Origin of the sequence: Polynucleobacter sp. 31A-FELB (assembly GCF_018882405.1) — a bacterium.
Taxonomy (GTDB): domain Bacteria; phylum Pseudomonadota; class Gammaproteobacteria; order Burkholderiales; family Burkholderiaceae; genus Polynucleobacter.
The window spans coordinates 21,404-40,289 of the sequence record NZ_JACVOO010000019.1 but is presented as its reverse complement, the minus strand read 5'-3'; the positions used below and the strand labels follow the sequence as shown (position 1 = coordinate 40,289).

At 46.9% G+C, this 18,886-nt stretch carries 18 protein-coding genes; 2 read left to right on the top strand and 16 right to left on the bottom strand.

All coding sequences use genetic code 11. From position 1 onward, the window contains the following. Positions 1 to 157: 157 nt before the first annotated feature. From ICN30_RS10210 to rpsB, 16 genes are all read right to left on the bottom strand, one after another. Entirely contained in the window at positions 158 to 976 is an 819-nt protein-coding gene (locus tag ICN30_RS10210; protein WP_255533213.1) for an RNA methyltransferase, read from the bottom strand. A 14-nt stretch (positions 977 to 990) separates the two neighbouring features. After that, positions 991 to 1,584 (bottom strand): ribonuclease HII, encoded by a 594-nt coding sequence (rnhB, locus tag ICN30_RS10205; protein WP_216275402.1) that lies wholly within the window; start codon positions 1,582 to 1,584, stop codon positions 991 to 993. Further along, positions 1,581 to 2,834 (bottom strand): lipid-A-disaccharide synthase, encoded by a 1,254-nt coding sequence (gene lpxB, locus ICN30_RS10200; protein WP_216275400.1) that lies wholly within the window; start codon positions 2,832 to 2,834, stop codon positions 1,581 to 1,583. Before lpxB ends, rnhB begins: the two co-directional genes overlap by 4 nt. Continuing rightward, on the bottom strand, positions 2,794 to 3,591 hold the full coding sequence (gene lpxA / locus ICN30_RS10195) for an acyl-ACP--UDP-N-acetylglucosamine O-acyltransferase (protein WP_216275398.1): 798 nt from the start codon (positions 3,589 to 3,591) through the stop codon (positions 2,794 to 2,796). The genes lpxB and lpxA overlap by 41 nt, the downstream gene beginning before the upstream one ends. After that, positions 3,591 to 4,040, bottom strand: a complete 450-nt coding sequence (gene fabZ / locus ICN30_RS10190; protein ID WP_015421422.1) for a 3-hydroxyacyl-ACP dehydratase FabZ — start codon at positions 4,038 to 4,040, stop codon at positions 3,591 to 3,593. The genes lpxA and fabZ overlap by 1 nt, the downstream gene beginning before the upstream one ends. Before the next feature lie 48 nt (positions 4,041 to 4,088). After that, a complete protein-coding gene (gene lpxD, locus ICN30_RS10185) occupies positions 4,089 to 5,144 on the bottom strand; it encodes a UDP-3-O-(3-hydroxymyristoyl)glucosamine N-acyltransferase (protein WP_216275396.1) in 1,056 nt (351 codons plus the stop codon). A gap of 5 nt (positions 5,145 to 5,149) precedes the next feature. Beyond that, on the bottom strand, positions 5,150 to 5,677 hold the full coding sequence (locus ICN30_RS10180) for an OmpH family outer membrane protein (RefSeq protein ID WP_216275391.1): 528 nt from the start codon (positions 5,675 to 5,677) through the stop codon (positions 5,150 to 5,152). 18 nt (positions 5,678 to 5,695) lie between these two features. Further along, the gene (gene bamA, locus ICN30_RS10175; RefSeq protein ID WP_216275390.1) at positions 5,696 to 8,044 is read right to left on the bottom strand and encodes an outer membrane protein assembly factor BamA; all 2,349 of its coding nucleotides are present in this window, start codon (positions 8,042 to 8,044) and stop codon (positions 5,696 to 5,698) included. Continuing rightward, positions 8,041 to 9,174 (bottom strand): RIP metalloprotease, encoded by a 1,134-nt coding sequence (locus ICN30_RS10170; protein WP_216275389.1) that lies wholly within the window; start codon positions 9,172 to 9,174, stop codon positions 8,041 to 8,043. The genes bamA and ICN30_RS10170 overlap by 4 nt, the downstream gene beginning before the upstream one ends. Positions 9,175 to 9,185: 11 nt before the next feature. Further along, complete coding sequence (gene ispC, locus ICN30_RS10165; protein ID WP_216275387.1) at positions 9,186 to 10,376, bottom strand: 1-deoxy-D-xylulose-5-phosphate reductoisomerase; 1,191 nt, start codon at positions 10,374 to 10,376, stop codon at positions 9,186 to 9,188. Beyond that, positions 10,376 to 11,203 (bottom strand): phosphatidate cytidylyltransferase, encoded by an 828-nt coding sequence (locus ICN30_RS10160; protein ID WP_216275386.1) that lies wholly within the window; start codon positions 11,201 to 11,203, stop codon positions 10,376 to 10,378. Before ICN30_RS10160 ends, ispC begins: the two co-directional genes overlap by 1 nt. A gap of 19 nt (positions 11,204 to 11,222) precedes the next feature. Then, a complete protein-coding gene (gene uppS / locus ICN30_RS10155; RefSeq protein WP_216275385.1) occupies positions 11,223 to 11,996 on the bottom strand; it encodes a polyprenyl diphosphate synthase in 774 nt (257 codons plus the stop codon). A gap of 28 nt (positions 11,997 to 12,024) precedes the next feature. Continuing rightward, the gene (gene frr / locus ICN30_RS10150) at positions 12,025 to 12,585 is read right to left on the bottom strand and encodes a ribosome recycling factor (protein WP_216180578.1); all 561 of its coding nucleotides are present in this window, start codon (positions 12,583 to 12,585) and stop codon (positions 12,025 to 12,027) included. A gap of 11 nt (positions 12,586 to 12,596) precedes the next feature. Next, positions 12,597 to 13,307, bottom strand: coding sequence for a UMP kinase (gene pyrH / locus ICN30_RS10145; protein WP_215374847.1), 711 nt, complete (start codon positions 13,305 to 13,307; stop codon positions 12,597 to 12,599). Between the two features lie 189 nt (positions 13,308 to 13,496). Next, positions 13,497 to 14,375, bottom strand: a complete 879-nt coding sequence (gene tsf / locus ICN30_RS10140; protein ID WP_046330462.1) for a translation elongation factor Ts — start codon at positions 14,373 to 14,375, stop codon at positions 13,497 to 13,499. After that, complete coding sequence (rpsB, locus tag ICN30_RS10135; protein WP_015421433.1) at positions 14,375 to 15,124, bottom strand: 30S ribosomal protein S2; 750 nt, start codon at positions 15,122 to 15,124, stop codon at positions 14,375 to 14,377. Before rpsB ends, tsf begins: the two co-directional genes overlap by 1 nt. 193 nt (positions 15,125 to 15,317) lie before the next feature. On the opposite strand from rpsB, the gene map reads away from it, so the two are divergent. Together map and ICN30_RS10125 are read left to right on the top strand one after the other, a co-directional pair. Beyond that, positions 15,318 to 16,217, top strand: a complete 900-nt coding sequence (gene map, locus ICN30_RS10130; protein ID WP_216275410.1) for a type I methionyl aminopeptidase — start codon at positions 15,318 to 15,320, stop codon at positions 16,215 to 16,217. Between the two features lie 21 nt (positions 16,218 to 16,238). Beyond that, positions 16,239 to 18,842: a [protein-PII] uridylyltransferase gene (locus tag ICN30_RS10125; RefSeq protein ID WP_216275384.1), complete on the top strand. Its 2,604-nt coding sequence runs from the start codon at positions 16,239 to 16,241 to the stop codon at positions 18,840 to 18,842. Positions 18,843 to 18,886: the final 44 nt, after the last annotated feature.

The window sequence follows — 18,886 nt, the reverse complement described above, 5'->3', positions numbered from 1 at the left end:
CCAGCGCTCCCACATTAAAGCCTTCTGGGTAGCTGTGTAATAGATTCGAGGTCGTTGTTTCATGAGCAACACTCCTTGCGCTTACGCAGTTTGTAGTGTGTTGCATCGACGGGTTGAAATCAAGACCGAAAGCGGCCCCTCGTGAAAAAACTACTATCTAAGCGCGCCTCACTCTGAGGGTCTCAAACAAGCACACTGCCGCAGCGGTAGATACGTTTAGAGACTCAACGCGTGGATCAATCGGGATTGATACGCCTTTAGCTTGAGCCATGAGGTCTTCAGAAACACCCTGCCCTTCGCTGCCCATTACCCAAGCAACCGGATGCATTAATACCTTGGGCATATTGAAGAGATCTAACTCACCATCGGCAGTAGCAGCCAGTAATGGTGCCGTTACGGCACTGAGTACTTGTGGAGCTGACCAGCCCTCATAAAGATCTAATAAGCGATGGGCACCCATGCCAGCACGCAATACCTTACTTGACCACAAGTGAGCGCAACCAGTTAAGGCAATGACCTGTGTAAAACCGGCTGCGGCCGCAGTACGCAAGATAGAACCCACATTACCCGCATCCTGAATGCGATCCAAAATAATCACATCGCCAGAAATCGTCGCAACTGACTTTTGTGGGTTTAAGGCAGACTCAGGAAGATCTAGCAATCCCGCAATTTGCGGGGCATTTACCAAATCAGATAGCAAATCCCAGAGACCCTTATCCAATTGATAAACGCGAGTCTCAGGACAAATTTCTACATGGTCGTAGACGGCCTGGGCAATCTCTGGATTCTGCAAACCCAATTCGGAGGTAATCAAGGTCTTGAGCGCTGGATTACCAACCCAAGTTTGAACCAAATGAATGCCTTCCAGCAAAGCCTGGCCACAAGCAAATCGGGCCTTCTGACCCTTGGGGCCAGTCGCTTGTAATTGACGAATTTCCTTAAACAAGGAATTGTCTTTTGAGCTGATAAATTCCATTTTCATAATTATGATTATCGGCTATGCAGAGCCAAGACATTGCGAACTGGTGAAAAGCTCCGACGATGTTGATCGCAGGCTCCAAATTCCTTTAAGGCAGCAAAATGTGCCTCTGTTGGATAGCCCATGTGTTGAGCAAATCCATATTGGGGGTGCAATTCATGTAAAGCCATCATCTGACGATCACGTGTGACCTTAGCCAAGATCGAGGCCGCCGAGATAGCGGGCTCCTTGGTGTCGCCTTTGACAATAGCCTCTGCCGAAATCGGAAGTTCAGGGCAGCGATTTCCATCAATTAAAGCTTTGTCTGGCCAGCCGCCCAAGCGTGTAGTGAGATCCTCAATTGCACGGCGCATCGCTAACATTGTCGCCTGCAGAATATTGATTTGATCAATCTCGGCTGGGCTTGCTTCACCGATACCCCAGGCTTTTGCCTTAAGCTGAATTTGCTCAAATAGAAACTCGCGTCTGGCAGCCGATAACTTTTTAGAATCTTTTAAACCAGCAATAGGGTTTTCGGGATCAAGAACGACAGCACCAGCGACAACCGCCCCAGCCAATGGGCCACGCCCTGCCTCATCAACACCACATACCCAAATTACACTCACACAGAATTCCGACTTTTCGTTGCAGCAATCGTTTGCGCCACAGCTTGAGCAACCAATAGACCGGTTGGCCTACGTAAGGTCTCATGCATTTCTGCAAAACGTGCTTTTAATTGAGCAACTTTGTTAGGGTTATTTAACCAAGTCAATAAGGCATCAGCTAATTTACTTGGGGTCGCATCATCCTGAAGAAGCTCAGGGACAACGAACTCACCGCACAAAATATTAGGGAGCCCAACATAAGGCAGATATCCCTGTCGTTTCATAATCTGCGCTGTCAGCCAAGGCACCTTATACGAAATCACCATCGGCTTTTTCCAGAGCGCAGCCTGCAATGTTGCAGTACCACTAGCAATCAACACAACATCAGCGGCTTCCAGGACCGCATCCGCCTCACCATCGATTAAATAAATATTCAGGCTTGGATTCTTCTCTAGCGTGTTTTTCAGTAAAGCCTCGAGTGGTGCTCGCAAGCGCGGGGTTGCTACCGGGATCACAAAATGTAGAGACTGCCCTGGCATGCGCTTCACAAGCTCGTCCATGGTTTCAAAAAAGACTGGCGCAATAAGTTCAATTTCTGAACCGCGACTGCCCGGTAGAACTGAAACAACAATTCCATTTAATGCATTGGTGGATAGGTTTAATGCTTGCTCGATTCTTTGTTTGGCTGAGGCTGGATTTGGCTCAAGCGGAATTTCGCTAGCTAGAGGATGCCCAACATAAGTCGCGCTAATGCCGGCGCGCTCATAGATCTCAGTTTCAAAAGGGAAGATGCAGAGCATGCGTTCAACCGCTTGCTTGATCTTCGTAATGCGCCCTGCTCGCCACGCCCAAATCGATGGAGAAACAAAATGTAAGGTGGGAATGCCGGCTTTACGCAAAGCCAACTCCACACCTAAATTGAAATCGGGGGCATCAATGCCGAGATATACATCGGGACGCCCCTCACCTGTAAGATTGCTAATGAGCTCTTTGCGCAGTTTCAGAATAGCGGGCAGCTGCTTGATAGCCTCAACGTATCCACGAACACTGAGGGTCTCCATAGGCCAATCAGACCTTAGGCCCTCTGCTTGCATGCGAGGTCCACCAATACCGTAAACCTCCAAATCGGAGGTATCAGGAATCTGCTTTAGCGCACTGAGTACTGGCGCTGCCAGCAAGTCACCCGAAGGCTCTCCGGCAACACAAGCAAGTTTAGACACTAGCTCTACTCTATCGGATAATGCCGCGCGTGGAGGCGGCAATAAAGTCATGGAACTCTGTCAGCTTTTCTGCAGTAGCAGCATCAGATGCGCTAGCTAGCGCCATCTTCTGAATCTCTACTTTAGCCTCTTCAAAGCTGAGGCCATCTTTATAGAGAACCTTGTAGGCCTGACGCAATGCTGAAATGGTTTCGCTTGAGAAACCGCGACGCTTGAGGCCTTCCACGTTAATACCATGTGGAGAAGCCTTATCTCCGGCCGCAATCACAAACGGTGGGATGTCTTGAACTAAGGCAGAGGCACCACCGAGCATGGCATGCTGACCAATGCGAACAAACTGGTGAACGCCTGACATGCCGCCCATAATTGCCCAATCACCCACCTTCACGTGACCAGCAATTTGTGCATTGCTTGAGAAAATCGTGTGGTTGCCAATTTGGCAGTCATGTGCAATGTGCACATAAGCCATGATCCAGTTGTCATTACCGATGCGGGTAATGCCCACATCTTGAGATGTACCAGTGTGAATGGTGGTGAACTCACGAATCGTATTGCGATCGCCAATAATCAATTGAGTTGGTTCGCCACGGTATTTCATGTCCTGAGGGGCGCCACCAATTGCGGCAAAGTGAGCAAAGGTATTTTCTTTACCGATCGTGGTGTAACCCTCGATTACGGTATGAGATCCAATCTTGCTACCAGCCCCAATTTTGACATTTGGTCCAATAACAGAATATGGGCCAATCTCTACGTCGCTAGCGAGCTCAGCTTTACTATCAACTACTGCGGATGCATGAATCCGAGTCATTACGCACCTTTCGTACGAACAGCACAAGTAATATTGGCTTCTGCAGCCAACTCACCATCTACAGTAGCTTGCACCTGGAATTTATAGATGCCAGCACGCTCACGCTCTAACTTGGCCGTCATAATCAGTTGATCGCCAGGCAATACCGGCTTCTTAAAACGCGCTCCATCAATACCTGCGAAGTAATAAATCGCATTCTCTTCACGGACTTCTGAAAAAGTAAGGAGTGCAGCAGTTTGAGCAAGCGCTTCAATAATCAAAACACCAGGCATCACTGGAAAATCGGGAAAGTGCCCCTGAAAGAATGGCTCATTCATGGTGACATTCTTTAAAGCAGTAATGCTTTGACGAGGCTCGATCTCTAAGACGCGGTCAACCAATAAAAATGGGTACCGGTGTGGCAACAACTTCAAAATTTGATTGATGTCGATAGCGATAGGTTTGCTCATGTATTTACCTGCTGAATAAAGTTTCTAATTTTGTAATGTGGTGGTGATCTATTTAGATTTGTCTAATAATCGTAGGCGTTGACGTATTTTATCTAGACCCCGCAAAATGGCTGCATTTTTCTCCCACGCACTATGAAGCATTGACGGGTAGACACCCGTGTAGTGCTGGCCTGGTTCAGCGATGGAGCGAATAATCGAAGTATTTCCAGACACGGTGGTTCTGTCAGCAATAGTGAGATGACCTGCAAAGTTAGCAGCGCCACCAATGATGCAGAAGTTTCCAATTTTGGTGCTCCCCGAGATCGCCGCACAACCAGCAATCACGCAGCAATTGCCAACCACTACGTTGTGCGCAATTTGCACTTGGTTATCAATCTTAGTTCCATTGCCTATGATGGTGTCACTCATTGCGCCACGATCAATCGTAGTGGATGCACCAATCTCAACATCATTACCAATCACTACAGTGCCAGTCTGAGGAATCTTGACCCACTCGGCACCAGTGGCAGAAAAATCAGGGGCAAAACCAAAGCCATCAGCACCAATCACAGCACCGCTATGAATAATGCAGCGCTCGCCAATCGTGGTTTCTGAATAAAGGGAAACATTGGGATAAATCAAAGTGTCACTAGCAATACTGGAGTTTCTAGAGATTGAGGTATTGCCCAACAAGGTAACGCGCTCACCCAATTTCACGCCAGGACCAATTTGCACAAAAGGTCCGATATGACATGAAGCAGGAATACTGACTGATGAATCTATTGCCGCGCTAGGATGCACACCAGGAGTATAGATAGGTGCAGTTGCCTTGGCAAAGTGCTGCGCCATTCTGGCAAAAGTTGCATATGGATTTTTAGAGACAAAATACACGCGCTGCGCAGAGTTTGCGCTTGGATTTGCCTGAAGAAAATCCAAATCCGACTGGCTAACAATTAAGCCACCAGCAGCGCTATCACTAGCCTGCTGACGATACAGGGGATTGGAAAGAAACGAGATTTGGCTTGACTGGGCTCGCTCGAGAGGAGCGAGACCCTGAAGCGCGAGGGAGCCATCCCCCACCAAGCTTACTTGAAACTGTTCGGCCAGCTCGATGGCGGTGGGCATAAAACTTACTTGAGACTATTCAAAGCCTTGATGACATCATCAGTAACATCAACCTTTGGATTGGCATAGGCTGGATCTTGAATAATGACATCAATTTTTCTTTGGTCAGCAATTTGCTTGAGAGCTTGATTTGCTTTTTCAGCAATCTTGGCACGCTCTTCAAAGTTGCGCTGATTTAGATCTTCAGTGTATTCGCGTTGTTTGCGCTGCAGTTCGCGATCTTGATCTGACAGTTCGCGTTGACGACGAACACGATCCGCCTCAGACATTACAGCAGAATCACGGTCCAACTTTTCAGCGGCAGACTTAATTTTTTGAGCGCTGTCACGAATTTCATTCTGACGCTTCATGAATTCATTTTGCAATTTAGTTTGGCTTGCTTTGGCCATATTGGATTCGTTGAAAACTTTTTCAACGTTAACAGCTGCAACCCGAGTTCCAGCATCTTGTGCGAATGCTTGTGGCAATGCGATTAGTGAATAAGCAGCAATTAAGCTGTACTGAATCCATTTAGAAGATTGACGAAGCTTCATAAAACTTTCCTTAAACAATTAAAACGCTGTACCCACCTGGAACTGCAAACGCTGAATATTATCCGTTGGTAACGATTTGATCGGAATACCATAACTGAATTTCAGTGGGCCAAGTGGTGATATCCATGATAAACCCAAGCCATAAGAATATCGCAAGACAAGATTGATATTCTCACCGTAGACATTACCGCCATCTACGAAGCCAAATACTCGCAAGGTTTTATCAACCCCAGATCCAGGTACTGGCACGGTGTACTCAACGTTAGTAACAATCTTAGACTGTCCGCCGGTAGGCTGATTGGTGCCTGTATTGACATTGTAATAAGTGGGTCCAAGAGATCCCGGTGAATAGCCTCGAACTGATCCAATGCCACCAACATAGTAGTTTTTGGTAATCGGGAATGGGTACTTGCCGTAGGCCTCACCGTAACCAACCTCACCGTTAAAGGATAGGATGTTGGCCTTTGAGAAAGAGTGGTACTTTTGATACTGACCAAACAGGCGGTAGAACATCATATTGCCCACTGGCGTCCCCACCTCAGCATTCAATTGCTGCAAAGAGCCAGTTGATGGGATTAAGGCGCTATCGCGACCATCACGTGACCAACCAACAGTGATTGGAACGTTGTACGTATTAAGGGTTGCAGGATAGCCAGGTGCAGCAGCACCATAATCCACCATGTAATTCAGATAAGGCTGAGGCGTATTGGAGGTAGATTTAATCTGAAATGCCTCAATACCAGTTCCAAAGAAAACGCGATCAACCTCAGTGTAGGGAACGCCAAATTTAATATTTGATCCTACCGACTTAATTTGATAGTCAGGATCGCCAATGTAATACAGTGGCTTAGATGATCTGTAGAACAAATCAGTGTAACGACTGATGCCGTCTTCAGTAAAGTAAGGATCGTAGTTTGACAAAGCTAAGCTTTGGTTAATCTTACCGAGAGACATATTTAGACCTACGGCCGTGCCCGTACCAAAGGCATTCTCTTGATTAATACCCGCAGAGAGGATCAATTTTTCGGTTGAAGAGAAGCCTGCCCCAAGAGTTACTGCGCCAGTTGGCTTTTCAGTCACCTTCACATTAACATCCACTTGATCCGGAGATCCAGGAACGTCCTGTGTAGAAACGTCGGTCTCCGTGAAATAACCCAAACGACCTAGACGTTTTTTGGATAGATCAATCTTTTCGCTATCGAACCATGAACTTTCAAACTGGCGCATTTCACGACGAACCACCATATCTCGAGTTTTGGCGTTACCAGAGATATTCACCTGACGGACATAAACACGACGACCTGGATCTACCACGAGAGTCAAATCAACCTCGCTTAAATCTCGACGAATATCAGGTTGCGGATTAATGGTTGCAAATGCATAACCGTAAGAACCCAAAATCTCTGCAATAGCCTTAGTGCTCTCAGTGAGCTTGGCAGATGAAAAGGTATCACCAGGCTTAAGGGTTACCAGCTGAATCAATTCAGCCTCCTTGCCCAATAACTCACCGGCCAAACGAACATCCTTAACGGTGAACTTATTGCCTTCACGAATGCTGATCGTAAGGTAGATGCCTTTTTTGTCTGGAGTAATAGAAACCTGGGTAGATTCGATGACGAACTCAAGATATCCACGATTGAGGTAATAAGAGCGAATGTTCTCTAAGTCAGCCGTGAGCTTTTGCTTGGAATATAAATTGTCTTTGCTATACCAGGAAAGCCATCCGCCAGTTTTTAGCTGCATCTGACTCCTCAGTGTACTTTCGCTAAATACGTTATTACCAATGAAGTTAATTTCCTGAATCTTCGCTACAGGTCCTTCATCTATATTGAAGTACACGGCAACCTGATTTCTCTCAACTGGAGTAACAGTTGCAACCACCTCAGCGGCATACATCCCCTTACCAACATATGCGCGTTTAAGCTCTTGCTCAGCCTTATCAACCAAAGCTTTATCGTAGAAGCGAGCTTCAGCAACGCCAACCGCCTTAAGCGACTTGCGAATATTCTCCTGGTCAAACTCTTTCATTCCAGTAAATTCAATACGGGAGATCGTAGGGCGCTCTTCAACGATCACGATTAGTACATTGCCTTGTGCTTGAATCTGCACATCTCGGAAAAAGCCGGTGCTGTAGAGCACCTTAATAGCTTCCGCACTCTTCTCTTCAGTGAAGGTATCGCCAACTTGAACTGGCAAGTAACTAAATACGGTACCCGGCTCCACTCGCTGCAAACCCTCAATTCGAATATCTTTAATAACGAAAGAGTCAGCCGCTTGTACGTTTACGCAAAATCCAGCAGCAAGAATAAGGGCGACTTGGGCAACAAATCGAGTTACGGAGCGAAAAGAGAGATTCAGAAAATTCAAGGTGAAAGGTAGCGTTGCAAATCGTTAAACAAGGCCAGCAAGGAAAGCGATATCAACAGCAAAAAACCCACTTTTTGGAGCTTTTCCTGCAGGGATAAAGAAATTCGCTTACCAGCAACCAACTCCCATGCATCATACAGGAGCTGACCCCCATCTAGCATTGGTAAGGGCACTAAATTCAAGAGTCCAATACTGATACTCATGAGAGCCAGGAAGGCAATAAATGGCTGCCAACCAACCTGAGCGGACTTCCCCGCCATATCCGCAATACTCAATGGCCCGCCAAGCTGTTTTAGGGTTGTTTTGCCGGTAAACAAACCGAGCATCAGCCTCGCGGAGACCTTGGTGATCAAATAGACCCTTTGGGTTGCAAAACCTAGGGCATCTAAAGGACCTAATTTAAGCTCTTTCCACTCCGATGGTGGGCTAACTTGCGGAAGCAAGCCCAAGGCTTGAAATGGGTCAGATTCTGGTGAAATTGGGGGTAAATCGCCCTGTCGGAAGGATTTAACGTGGCGAGCGCCAGAGGCGTCCTGCATCTCCAAAGCAAAACCCTGCTCTCCGGTGATCGCATCCAATAAAAACCAACGTAATGCATTCCAGCTTGGTATGGGGTCAAATTCTTCAAGAATGGGGGCGCTGTTGTAGTCAGATGACAGAGATTGCCAGCCAATAACCTCATCACCCGCACTCACCCCTAATTTTGCGGCAATTGATTGTTCAGGGGGAGCCTGGAGTCGAGCCGGCAACTGAGGGACGCCTGAGACATAAATCACTGAAAATAAAATAATGGCCAATAGGAAATTGGCAAATGGTCCTGCAGCCACAATCAAAGAACGCTGCCATAGTGGCTTTATATCAAAAGACTGGGGGCGCTCTTGTGTCGGAATTTTTTGCTGACTATCGCGACCATCCAATAATTTGACATAGCCGCCAAGAGGAATGGAAGCTAGAACCCACTCGGTACCGTTGCTAGCACGATAAGTAAAGATCGGCTTACCAAATCCCAGAGCAAAGCGAAGCACTTTGACACCGCACAAGCGAGCTGCCAAAAAATGGCCGTATTCATGGAAGCTAACCAATACACCCAGTGTGACTAAGAATGCGCCAAGAGTGATTAAAGCCTGCAAAATCTACCGATCTATTTCTGAATTGCGTGAATAAACTGATTCGCAGTTTGACGAGCTAGGGCATCAGTCTCAAGAATCGTTTCAAGCGAATCGGCTGCCACTGGAGACAGGGCATTTAAGCAGTGCTCCACCACATTTGGAATGCTTAAGTAAGCCAATCCATCATCCAAGAAAGCGGCAACCGCAACTTCATTGGCGGCATTTAATACAGCTGGAGCAGTACCCCCTGCTTTTGCGGCAGCAAAGGCCAAACTCAAGCAAGGAAATTGGGTGAAATTAGGCTCCGTAAAACTCAGGCCAGCCAACTGCGTCAGATTCAAGGGGGCGACACCAGCATCGATACGTTCAGGCCAAGCCAATCCATAAGCAATCGGTGTCCGCATATCAGGCTGACCCATTTGCGCCAGAACTGAGCCATCTCGGTAGCGCACCATGGAATGCACTACGCTCTGTGGATGAATCAGGACCTTAATCTTTTCTAGCGGCAAACCAAACAGCCAAAAAGCCTCAATCACCTCGAGACCTTTATTCATCATCGTTGCCGAATCAACCGAAATCTTTCTACCCATCACCCAGTTTGGATGCGCGCAAGCTTGCTCCGGAGTAATGCCTGCTAAATCTGCAATTGATTTATCCCTGAAGGGTCCGCCTGAAGCAGTTAACCAAAGTTCTTCAACCCCAAAATGATCAGAAGGGTTTTTGGTGAAACGATCTGGCAAACATTGAAAAATTGCATTGTGCTCACTATCAATTGGGAGCAGCTCACCACCACCCGCTTTCATAGCCTGCATAAATAAATTACCCGACATCACCAAGGCTTCTTTATTGGCCAGCAATACGCGCTTACCTGCTTGCGCCGCAGCCAAGGCTGGAACTAGACCAGCAGCACCAACAATCGCCGCCATTACGGTGTCGCAACCAGATTCAGTTACCGCACTGACTAAGGCTTGAGGCCCATAGAGAACTTGAGTAACAATCTTTTTTTCTTGCAAGAGACGATTCAGCTTGGCGGCGCCATCAGCATCAGCCACTACCGCAATGCTTGGCTTGAACTCAATACATTGCTCAGCTAAACGATCAATTTGTTTAGCAGCAGTCAGAGCAACAACTTTGAAGCGCTCGGGATGAGCCCGAATCACATCTAAGGTGTTGACACCAATCGATCCCGTAGATCCTAGGATAGCAACTTGCTTAACAGACATCAAATCAATCCAGCTAGTAGAGCAGCTATCGGCATTGTTGGGATAAGTGCATCAACCCGATCGAGTACACCACCATGACCGGGCAACAAATGACTGCTATCTTTAACACCAGCCAAGCGCTTTAACTGAGACTCAAACAAATCACCGAAGACGCTAAATGCAGCCAATACAGTAACCATTAAGAACATGGGTACCCAGCCAAATCGAATGGCCCAAGCGCCAAATAAAGTATCACCTAGCGGCAAATACATTACACAAAGAAATGCATAGATATAGCAAAGCACAAGGCCGCCCAATGCCCCTTCAATCGACTTCCCTGGGCTGATATTTACGGCCAACTTATGTTTACCAAAAGCCTTGCCAACGAAATATGCGCCAATATCCGCAACCCAAACTAGAGCCATGCTGCTTAATAAAAAGACTAAGCCGAGTTCACGCAGGAATACCAATGCGAACCAAGTGGCCGGCAGAATGATTAAGCCCAAAATGCTGTAGAAAGGTTTGAATTTTTGAAGGGAAAGATTCATCCCTTTTGCTAAAATAAATGGCGCCAGGAAAAACCAAAATAAGACCGCCATCATCAGCAAGGAGAACTGCCATGAGATTGCCTGTGTGCCCAGCAAAAATAAAATGATAGCCAAACAAAAAACGGCATAGAGCCAGGCAGCTTTTCTTGCCTCAGGAGCAATCATGCGACTCCATTCCCAGGCGGCGGCAACTAGTGCCACTAGAAAGAATCCACCTAAATAAATCGGCGGCAATAAAAACAAGATAGGCAATAGCACTGCCATCAAAATAGTGGCAGTAATGATTCGAGTTTTAAGCATATGGGGAAGTGAGAGGTACTTAGACTGCGTCACTCAAAGGCTCGGAAGCCAGCTGAGCACTGGTGCGTCCAAAACGACGCTCGCGCTGACTAAACCAGTCAAACGCTTTATGTAGTTCAGCCTCATCAAAATCAGGCCAAAGAGTATCCGTGAAATACAACTCGGTATAAGCTAGTTGCCAGAGCAAGAAGTTGCTGACGCGCTGTTCACCACCAGTGCGAATAAACAAATCCGGCTCTGGTGCATAAGCCATGGATAAATGGGGTTGCAATAACTCTTCAGAGACTTGTTCCGGCTTCAAGCCAGGATTGGCTGTCAAGCATTGGCGCATTGCCTGCAAGATATCCCAACGGCCACCATAGTTAGCTGCGATCGTAAAAGTGAGTCCTTTGCAGCCAGCAGTTTTTTCTTCGGAGAATTGCACCATCTCCTGGATAGCAGAATCAAAGCGGCTAAGGTCGCCAATGAGACGTAAGGAGATATCGTTTTCGGCGAGACGAAAAACTTCGCTCTTTAATGACTTAAGAAACAACTTCATTAAGAAGCCCACCTCCTCTGGTGGGCGGCGCCAATTTTCAGAGCTGAATGCAAATACAGTGAGATATTCCACGCCTAGGCGGCGACACTCTTGAACAATCTTGCGAACAGCACCCAAACCTTCTGAGTGCCCCGCTACCCGCGGCATGAAACGCTTACTGGCCCAACGCCCGTTGCCGTCCATGATGATGGCAACATGGCGAGGGATAGCACTGACCTCTGGAACAACCAAGGTAGAGCTAGTGTGCTGTGTCATAAAGCGAATAATAAAAATAACCTGACGATTAAACCGTCATGATCTCTTTTTCTTTTTCAGAGATGATTTTGTCGACATCAACTACTGCACGATCAGTCATCTTCTGAATGTCATCAGTTGCACGACGCTCGTCGTCCTCAGAAATTTCTTTATCCTTAGTAAGGCGCTTGAGATGTTCGTTTGCATCACGACGTAAATTGCGTACAGCGATCTTAGTTTCTTCACCTTCGTTTTTAACAACCTTGGTCAGATCACGGCGACGCTCTTCAGTCAGCGCAGGCATTGGTACGCGAATCACAGTACCTTGTGAAGCTGGATTAAGACCTAAGTCAGAATCACGAATCGCCTTCTCAATTGCGCCAACCATAGTCTTTTCAAATGGTTGAACGTTAATGGTTCTAGCATCAGCCAAACCCAAGCTAGCAACTTGGCTTAGCGGTGTTGGGTTACCGTAGTAATCGACCTGGATGTGCTCCAAAATTCCCGGATTTGCACGACCAGAACGAATCTTGGCTAAATTGGATTTCAAAGCCTCAAGAGACTTCTGCATCTTTTGATCGGTAGTGGTTTTAATTTCTGCTGCGGACATCAAGCCTCCTATTAAACGTGTACTAAAGTACCTTCAGATTCGCCCTGAACCACGCGCATCAATGCGCCTGGCTTGAGAATCGAAAACACTTTGATTGGTAATTTGCGATCACGACACAATGCAAAAGCAGTTGCGTCCATCACTTGCAAGTTTTTGATGATTGCCTCATCAAAAGTAATTGTTTTGTAGAGAGTGGCTGTTGGATCCTTCATTGGATCAGCGCTGTAAATGCCATCTACCTTCGTGGCCTTTAGAACGATCTCTGCAGCCATCTCAGCACCGCGCAAAGCAGCAGCTGTATCAGTAGTGAAGAACGGGTTACCAGTACCCGCAGCAAAGATCACTACTTTGCCTTCGCTCAATGCACGAATTGCACGCGGGCGAATATAAGGCTCAACTACTTGATCCATTCTTAAGGCAGATTGCACGCGCGCCTCAACACCTTTCTGGCGCAAAGCATCTTGTAGTGCAAGTGAGTTCATCATGGTGGCAAGCATTCCCATGTAGTCAGCGGTTGCGCGATCCATGCCGGCCGCACCACCTGCTACACCACGGAAAATATTTCCGCCACCGATCACAATAGCCAATTGAACACCGCTATTTACTACATCAGCAATTTCTTTAACCATGGAATCAATGGTGACTGGATTGATGCCAAAAGCATCATCCCCCATGAGGGCTTCACCAGAGAGTTTTAAGAGAACACGTTTGTAGGCTGGCATCGTTTTATTTTCCGTAATTTGCCAAGCAATTTACTTGCTTAGCTTATTGATCTTTAAGTACTTTTTAATATCTTGCCCAAATTATAAAGGGCTTGGCACAGATCAAACAAAAGGGCATAGAAACCAAGATTTCTATGCCCTTTTGGGTATTACAGCCTTACTGGGCAAGCCCAGCAGTTTTGGAGCTAATTAAGCGCCTTTAGCAGCAGCCACTTGTGCGGCAACTTCAGCCGCAAAGTCGTCTTGACGCTTCTCAATGCCCTCACCTACAACAAACATTGTGAAGCCCTTGATTGTTGTGTTTGCTGCTTTGAGCATCTGCTCAACAGATTGCTTATCGTTTTTAACGAAAGTTTGGTTCAACAAAGAAACCTCTTTGAGGTACTTCTGAATAGAACCTTCAACCATCTTCTCAACGATTTCTGGTGGCTTGCCAGATTCAGCAGCTTTTTGAACAGCAACACTACGCTCAACAGCAATTGCTTCAGCAGGAACATCAGCCATCGACAAAGCCACTGGCTTCATTGCAGCAATATGCATTGCCACGTCCTTAGCTGCAGTCTCATCACCTTCGAACTCAACCATAACGCCAATACGAGTACCGTGGAGGTAAGAAACCAACTTGTTGCTACCAGCGAAACGCTTGAAGCGGCGTGGCATGATGTTCTCGCCGATCTTACCGATCAAGGCGCTACGAACTTCATCAACAGTTTGACCATTCATTGGCAATGCAAGTAATGCAGCAACGTCAGCTGGATTCTTTTCAGAAATCAGATTTGCGCAGGCTTGTGTAAATGCTAAGAAATCATCATTCTTTGAAACGAAGTCAGTCTCGCAATTCACTTCAAGCAAAGTACCTGTAGTGCCATTAATGGCTGAAGCAACAATACCTTCAGCAGTAACGCGGGATGCCGCCTTACCAGCTTTGCTACCGAGCTTTACACGCAGAATTTCTTCTGCACGAGCCATATCGCCATCAGCTTCAGTCAATGCTTTTTTGCACTCCATCATCGGAGCATCAGTCTTGGCGCGTAACTCGCCAACCATTGCAGCGGTAATAGCGGCCATTATTCAGCTTTCCCTTCTTCAACAAACTCTTCTTCGCCTTCTTTAACGGCAGTCAAGATTTCTTGAACAGAGTTTGATTTACCTTCGAGGATTGCGTCAGCAATGCCACGAGCGTAGAGAAGAACAGCTTTGCTGGAGTCATCGTTACCAGGGATGATGTAATCAACGCCTTCTGGTGAGTGATTGGTATCAACCACAGCGATAACAGGAATACCAAGCTTGTTAGCTTCGGTAATAGCAATCTTGTGATAGCCAACGTCCACTACGAAAATCGCATCAGGAACGCCGTTCAAATCTTGAATACCGCCAAGCGCTTTTTGCAACTTGTCGAGATCGCGATCGTTAGTCAAAGCTTCTTTCTTGGAAAGCTTTTCCCAATCGCCAGCTTCTTTAGCAACTGCCATATCCTTCAAACGCTTGAGGGAACCTTTAACAGTTTTGAAGTTTGTGAGCGTACCGCCCAACCAACGGCTGTCGATGTAAGGCATACCAGCACGAGCAGCTTCTTCAGCAATGATCTCGCGTGATTGACGCTTAGTACCAACGAATAAGATAGTTCCACGATTAGCAGCAACTTGTTTTGCAAATTTCAGGGCGTCCTGAAACATTGGCAATGTTTTTTCCAAGTTGATGATGTGAATTTTGTTGCGATGGCCGAAAATATACGGGGCCATTCTTGGGGACCAGAAACGGGTTTGGTGACCAAAATGGCAACCGGCTTCCAGCATTTGACGCATAGTTACTGACATAACTTCTCCTAAGGGTTAATTTCTAAGATTGAGTCCTAGCTGCGCTAAAAAACGCCACCCTGGAAGGCTCAACCCGCGATTTCAGATCAAAATTGACCTGAGAAAGAAATTATAGCTTAAATATCAATCACCTAGACCCCTGCTACCCCACACAAGCAATCTAAATCCCCTGGGAAATACCTTCAAATGGCTTATTTGCCCAATTTTTAAGCACTACAGATCTGCCAAAAACTGCCAAGTCGTTGATAATCAAGGCATGAATAGTGTATTTACCGCAGAAAAAGACATCCAAGGGATGCGCGAAGCTGGCCGCTTAGCCAGCGAAGTTCTTGATCACGTTGCTCCACATGTCAAAGCTGGTGTCAGCACGGCTGAACTGGACCGCATTTGTCATGAATATATGCGCGACGTCCAAAAGACTATTCCAGCCCCACTGAACTACCAGCCGCCAGGCTATCCACCCTTTCCAGCATCCATCTGCACTTCGGTAAATGATGTGATTTGCCATGGCATTCCTGGAGAGAAGATTCTAAAAACTGGCGACGTCGTGAATCTCGATATCACCGTGATCACTCCCGATGGTTACTACGGCGATACCAGTCGTATGTTTATGGTTGGTGAAGTTTCAGTACTCGCAAAGCGCCTGACCCAAATTACTTTTGAATGTATGTGGCTTGGCATTGCTCAAGTCAAACCTGGTGCATCACTAGGCGATATTGGCCATGTCATTCAGACCCATGCTGAAAATGCTGGCTACTCCGTTGTCCGTGAATATTGCGGCCATGGCATTGGTAAGGTATTCCATCAAGATCCACAGATTCTTCACTATGGCCGCCCCGGTACCGGTGAGAAATTAAAAGAAGGTATGACCTTCACTATTGAACCAATGATTAATGCTGGCAAGCGAGATATTCGTACGATGCCTGATCAATGGACTGTGAAGACTAAAGACCGTAGCCTCTCGGCACAATGGGAGCACACGCTCTTAGTAACCGCCACTGGTGTAGAGGTATTAACTTGGTCAGAGGGTAGCAATCCGATTCCAGATTGCGTTAAAGGTCTTTCATTTAGACCAAATCTGGCTAACGCTTAATTACCAATTAGCTTAATAGCAATGGGTCAAACTCTCGTAGCGATTAAACCTATTGCAGACATTGCCAGCTTAAGGGCTGCGCGAGAATTAGCCTATGACGATTTTCGTGAGCATCAAGTTGTTGGGCGCTTAACCAAACAACTCAGCAAACTCAGCGATGAACTCCTCATCAGCTTATGGAATTCGTGTGACTTAAATACAGACGCCACTCTGGTGGCCGTGGGCGGATTTGGTAGAGGCGCGCTGTTTCCTTACTCCGATATTGATATTTTGATTCTGCTTCCAGCGGATAAGAAATTCTTTGAAGATGTGCTTGCTGCCAAGATTGAAAAGTTTGTAGCGCAATGCTGGGATACTGGTTTAGAAATTGGCTCCTCCGTCAGAACGGTAGCTGAATGCGTTTCCGAGGCCGAGCAGGATATTACCGTTCGCACCTCCCTGCTGGAATCCAGGCTGATCTGCGGCAAGAAGACACTCTTCAAAGAATTTGAATCTGTTTATGCAAAGACCTTGGATCCAAAGTCATTCTTTCAGGCCAAGCTAGCAGAGCAAATTCAGCGTCACTACAAATACCAAGATACGCCATACTCTCTGGAGCCCAATTGCAAAGAAAGTCCCGGTGGATTGCGTGACTTACAGGTAATCTCCTGGGTCAGCAAAGCAGCGCACTTAGGAAATACATTCAAGGATCTCAGTCTTGCTGGTCTAGTTACTCAACGCGAGTTAACTGAGCTCAATCGCAATCAACGCTTCTTAGAAACTCTACGTGCAAACCTGCATCTGCTTGCTAAGCGCAGACAAGATGTACTGGCGTTTGACTTGCAGGCACCACTTGCTGCAGCCATGGGCATCCAAGAAGAATCTTCTAGACTTGCCAGTGAAGCGATCATGCGTCGCTACTATTGGGCAGCTAAAGCGGTCAATCAATTGAATGACGTTCTACTGCAAAATATTGAAGCCCTTCTCTTCCCTCAAGAATCTAAAACAACTCATGCCATTGCTGGCGAAGGCAATGAGTGCTTTTTTGAGCGTCAAGGTGTTTTGGATATCACTGACCCCCAATTGTTTCAGAAGCATCCAGAGCAAATTCTGCGAACCTTTCTAGTGTTTGCACAAACTGCCAACGTCAAGAGCCTATCTGCAACGATCTTTAGAGCGCTGTACAACGCGCGTCAGAAGATGGATAGCAAATGGCGTAAGGATCCAGTCAACCGCGCACTCTTTATTGAAATCCTAAAAGAGCCTGAAGGGGTTAGTCGCGCTTTCCAACTGATGAACCGTACTAGCGTGCTCGGTCGCTATCTGCCAGCATTCAGAAAAATCGTTGGGCAGATGCAGCACGACTTATTTCACGTTTACACGGTTGACCAACACATCTTGATGGTGCTGCGTAATGTACGCCGCTTTATGGTGGTTGAGCACACGCACGAATTTCCTTTCTGCAGCAGCCTGATTGCCCATTTTGAAAAGCCTTGGCTATTGGTCATTGCCGCCCTCTTTCATGACATTGCCAAAGGACGTGGCGGTGATCACTCTGAGCTTGGTAAAGCGGATATGCGCAAGTTTGCAAAAGACCATGGATTGAACAAGGCGGATACCGAGCTCTTAGTTTGGCTGGTTGCAGAACACTTGAACATGAGTCAAGTTGCTCAGAAGCAAGACATTACAGACCCCTATGTGGTGCAAGCGTTTGCTAAAAAGGTTGGTGATGAGCGTCATCTAACTGCCCTCTACCTATTAACCGTTGCCGATGTCCGTGGAACCAGCCCTAAAGTGTGGAATGCCTGGAAAGGTAAGCTACTAGAAGACCTCTATCGCGTAACTTTGCGCGTATTGGGTGGCGCAAAACCAGATGCCTCTTCAGAACTTGCACAGCATCAAGAAGAGTCTCGTGCCAAGCTACGACTCTATGCAATCGAGGACTCGGCCTATGAAAATCTCTGGAAACAGCTGGATGTTGCTTTCTTCTTGAGACAAGATGCTGCGGATATTGCCTGGTTAACACGCCATCTATTTAATAAGGTTGATAGCGATACGCCTGTTGTACGCGCTCGAATTTCCCCAGTTGGTGAAGGGTTACAAATTGCAGTCTATGTCAAAGACCAGGAAGATCTCTTTGCCAGAATTTGTGCCTACTTTGAGCGCCACGGCTTCTCAATTTGGGATGCCCGCATTCACACCACAAAACATGGATATGCACTGGATACATTCCAGATCTCAGGCAGCAATTTAGTAGACGAAGGTGGAAGCTACCGCGATCTTATTCAGTTGGTGGAGTACGAACTCACAGCTGCATTGCAAAATAACGATCCATTGCCATCACCAAGCATGGGAAGACTTTCAAGACAATCTCGCACATTCCCGATTCAGCCACGCGTTCATATGATTCCAGATGAGCGTGGCCACTACTACGCACTCTCTCTTTCGGCCAGCGATCGCACCGGCCTGCTCTATGCAATCTCAAGAGTGCTAGCGAAACATCAGGTTTCACTTCACACCGCGCGCATCAATACCCTGGGCGAGCGAGTGGAAGACGTATTCTTATTGGATGCGGCTAACTTGAGCAAAAATCCAAAACTACAGATCTTGTTAGAGACGGACTTACTAGAGGCCTTAGGAGTCTAGGCTAAGCCCTGTAGTGTGTGCAATGCTCGCTGAATACGCGGGGG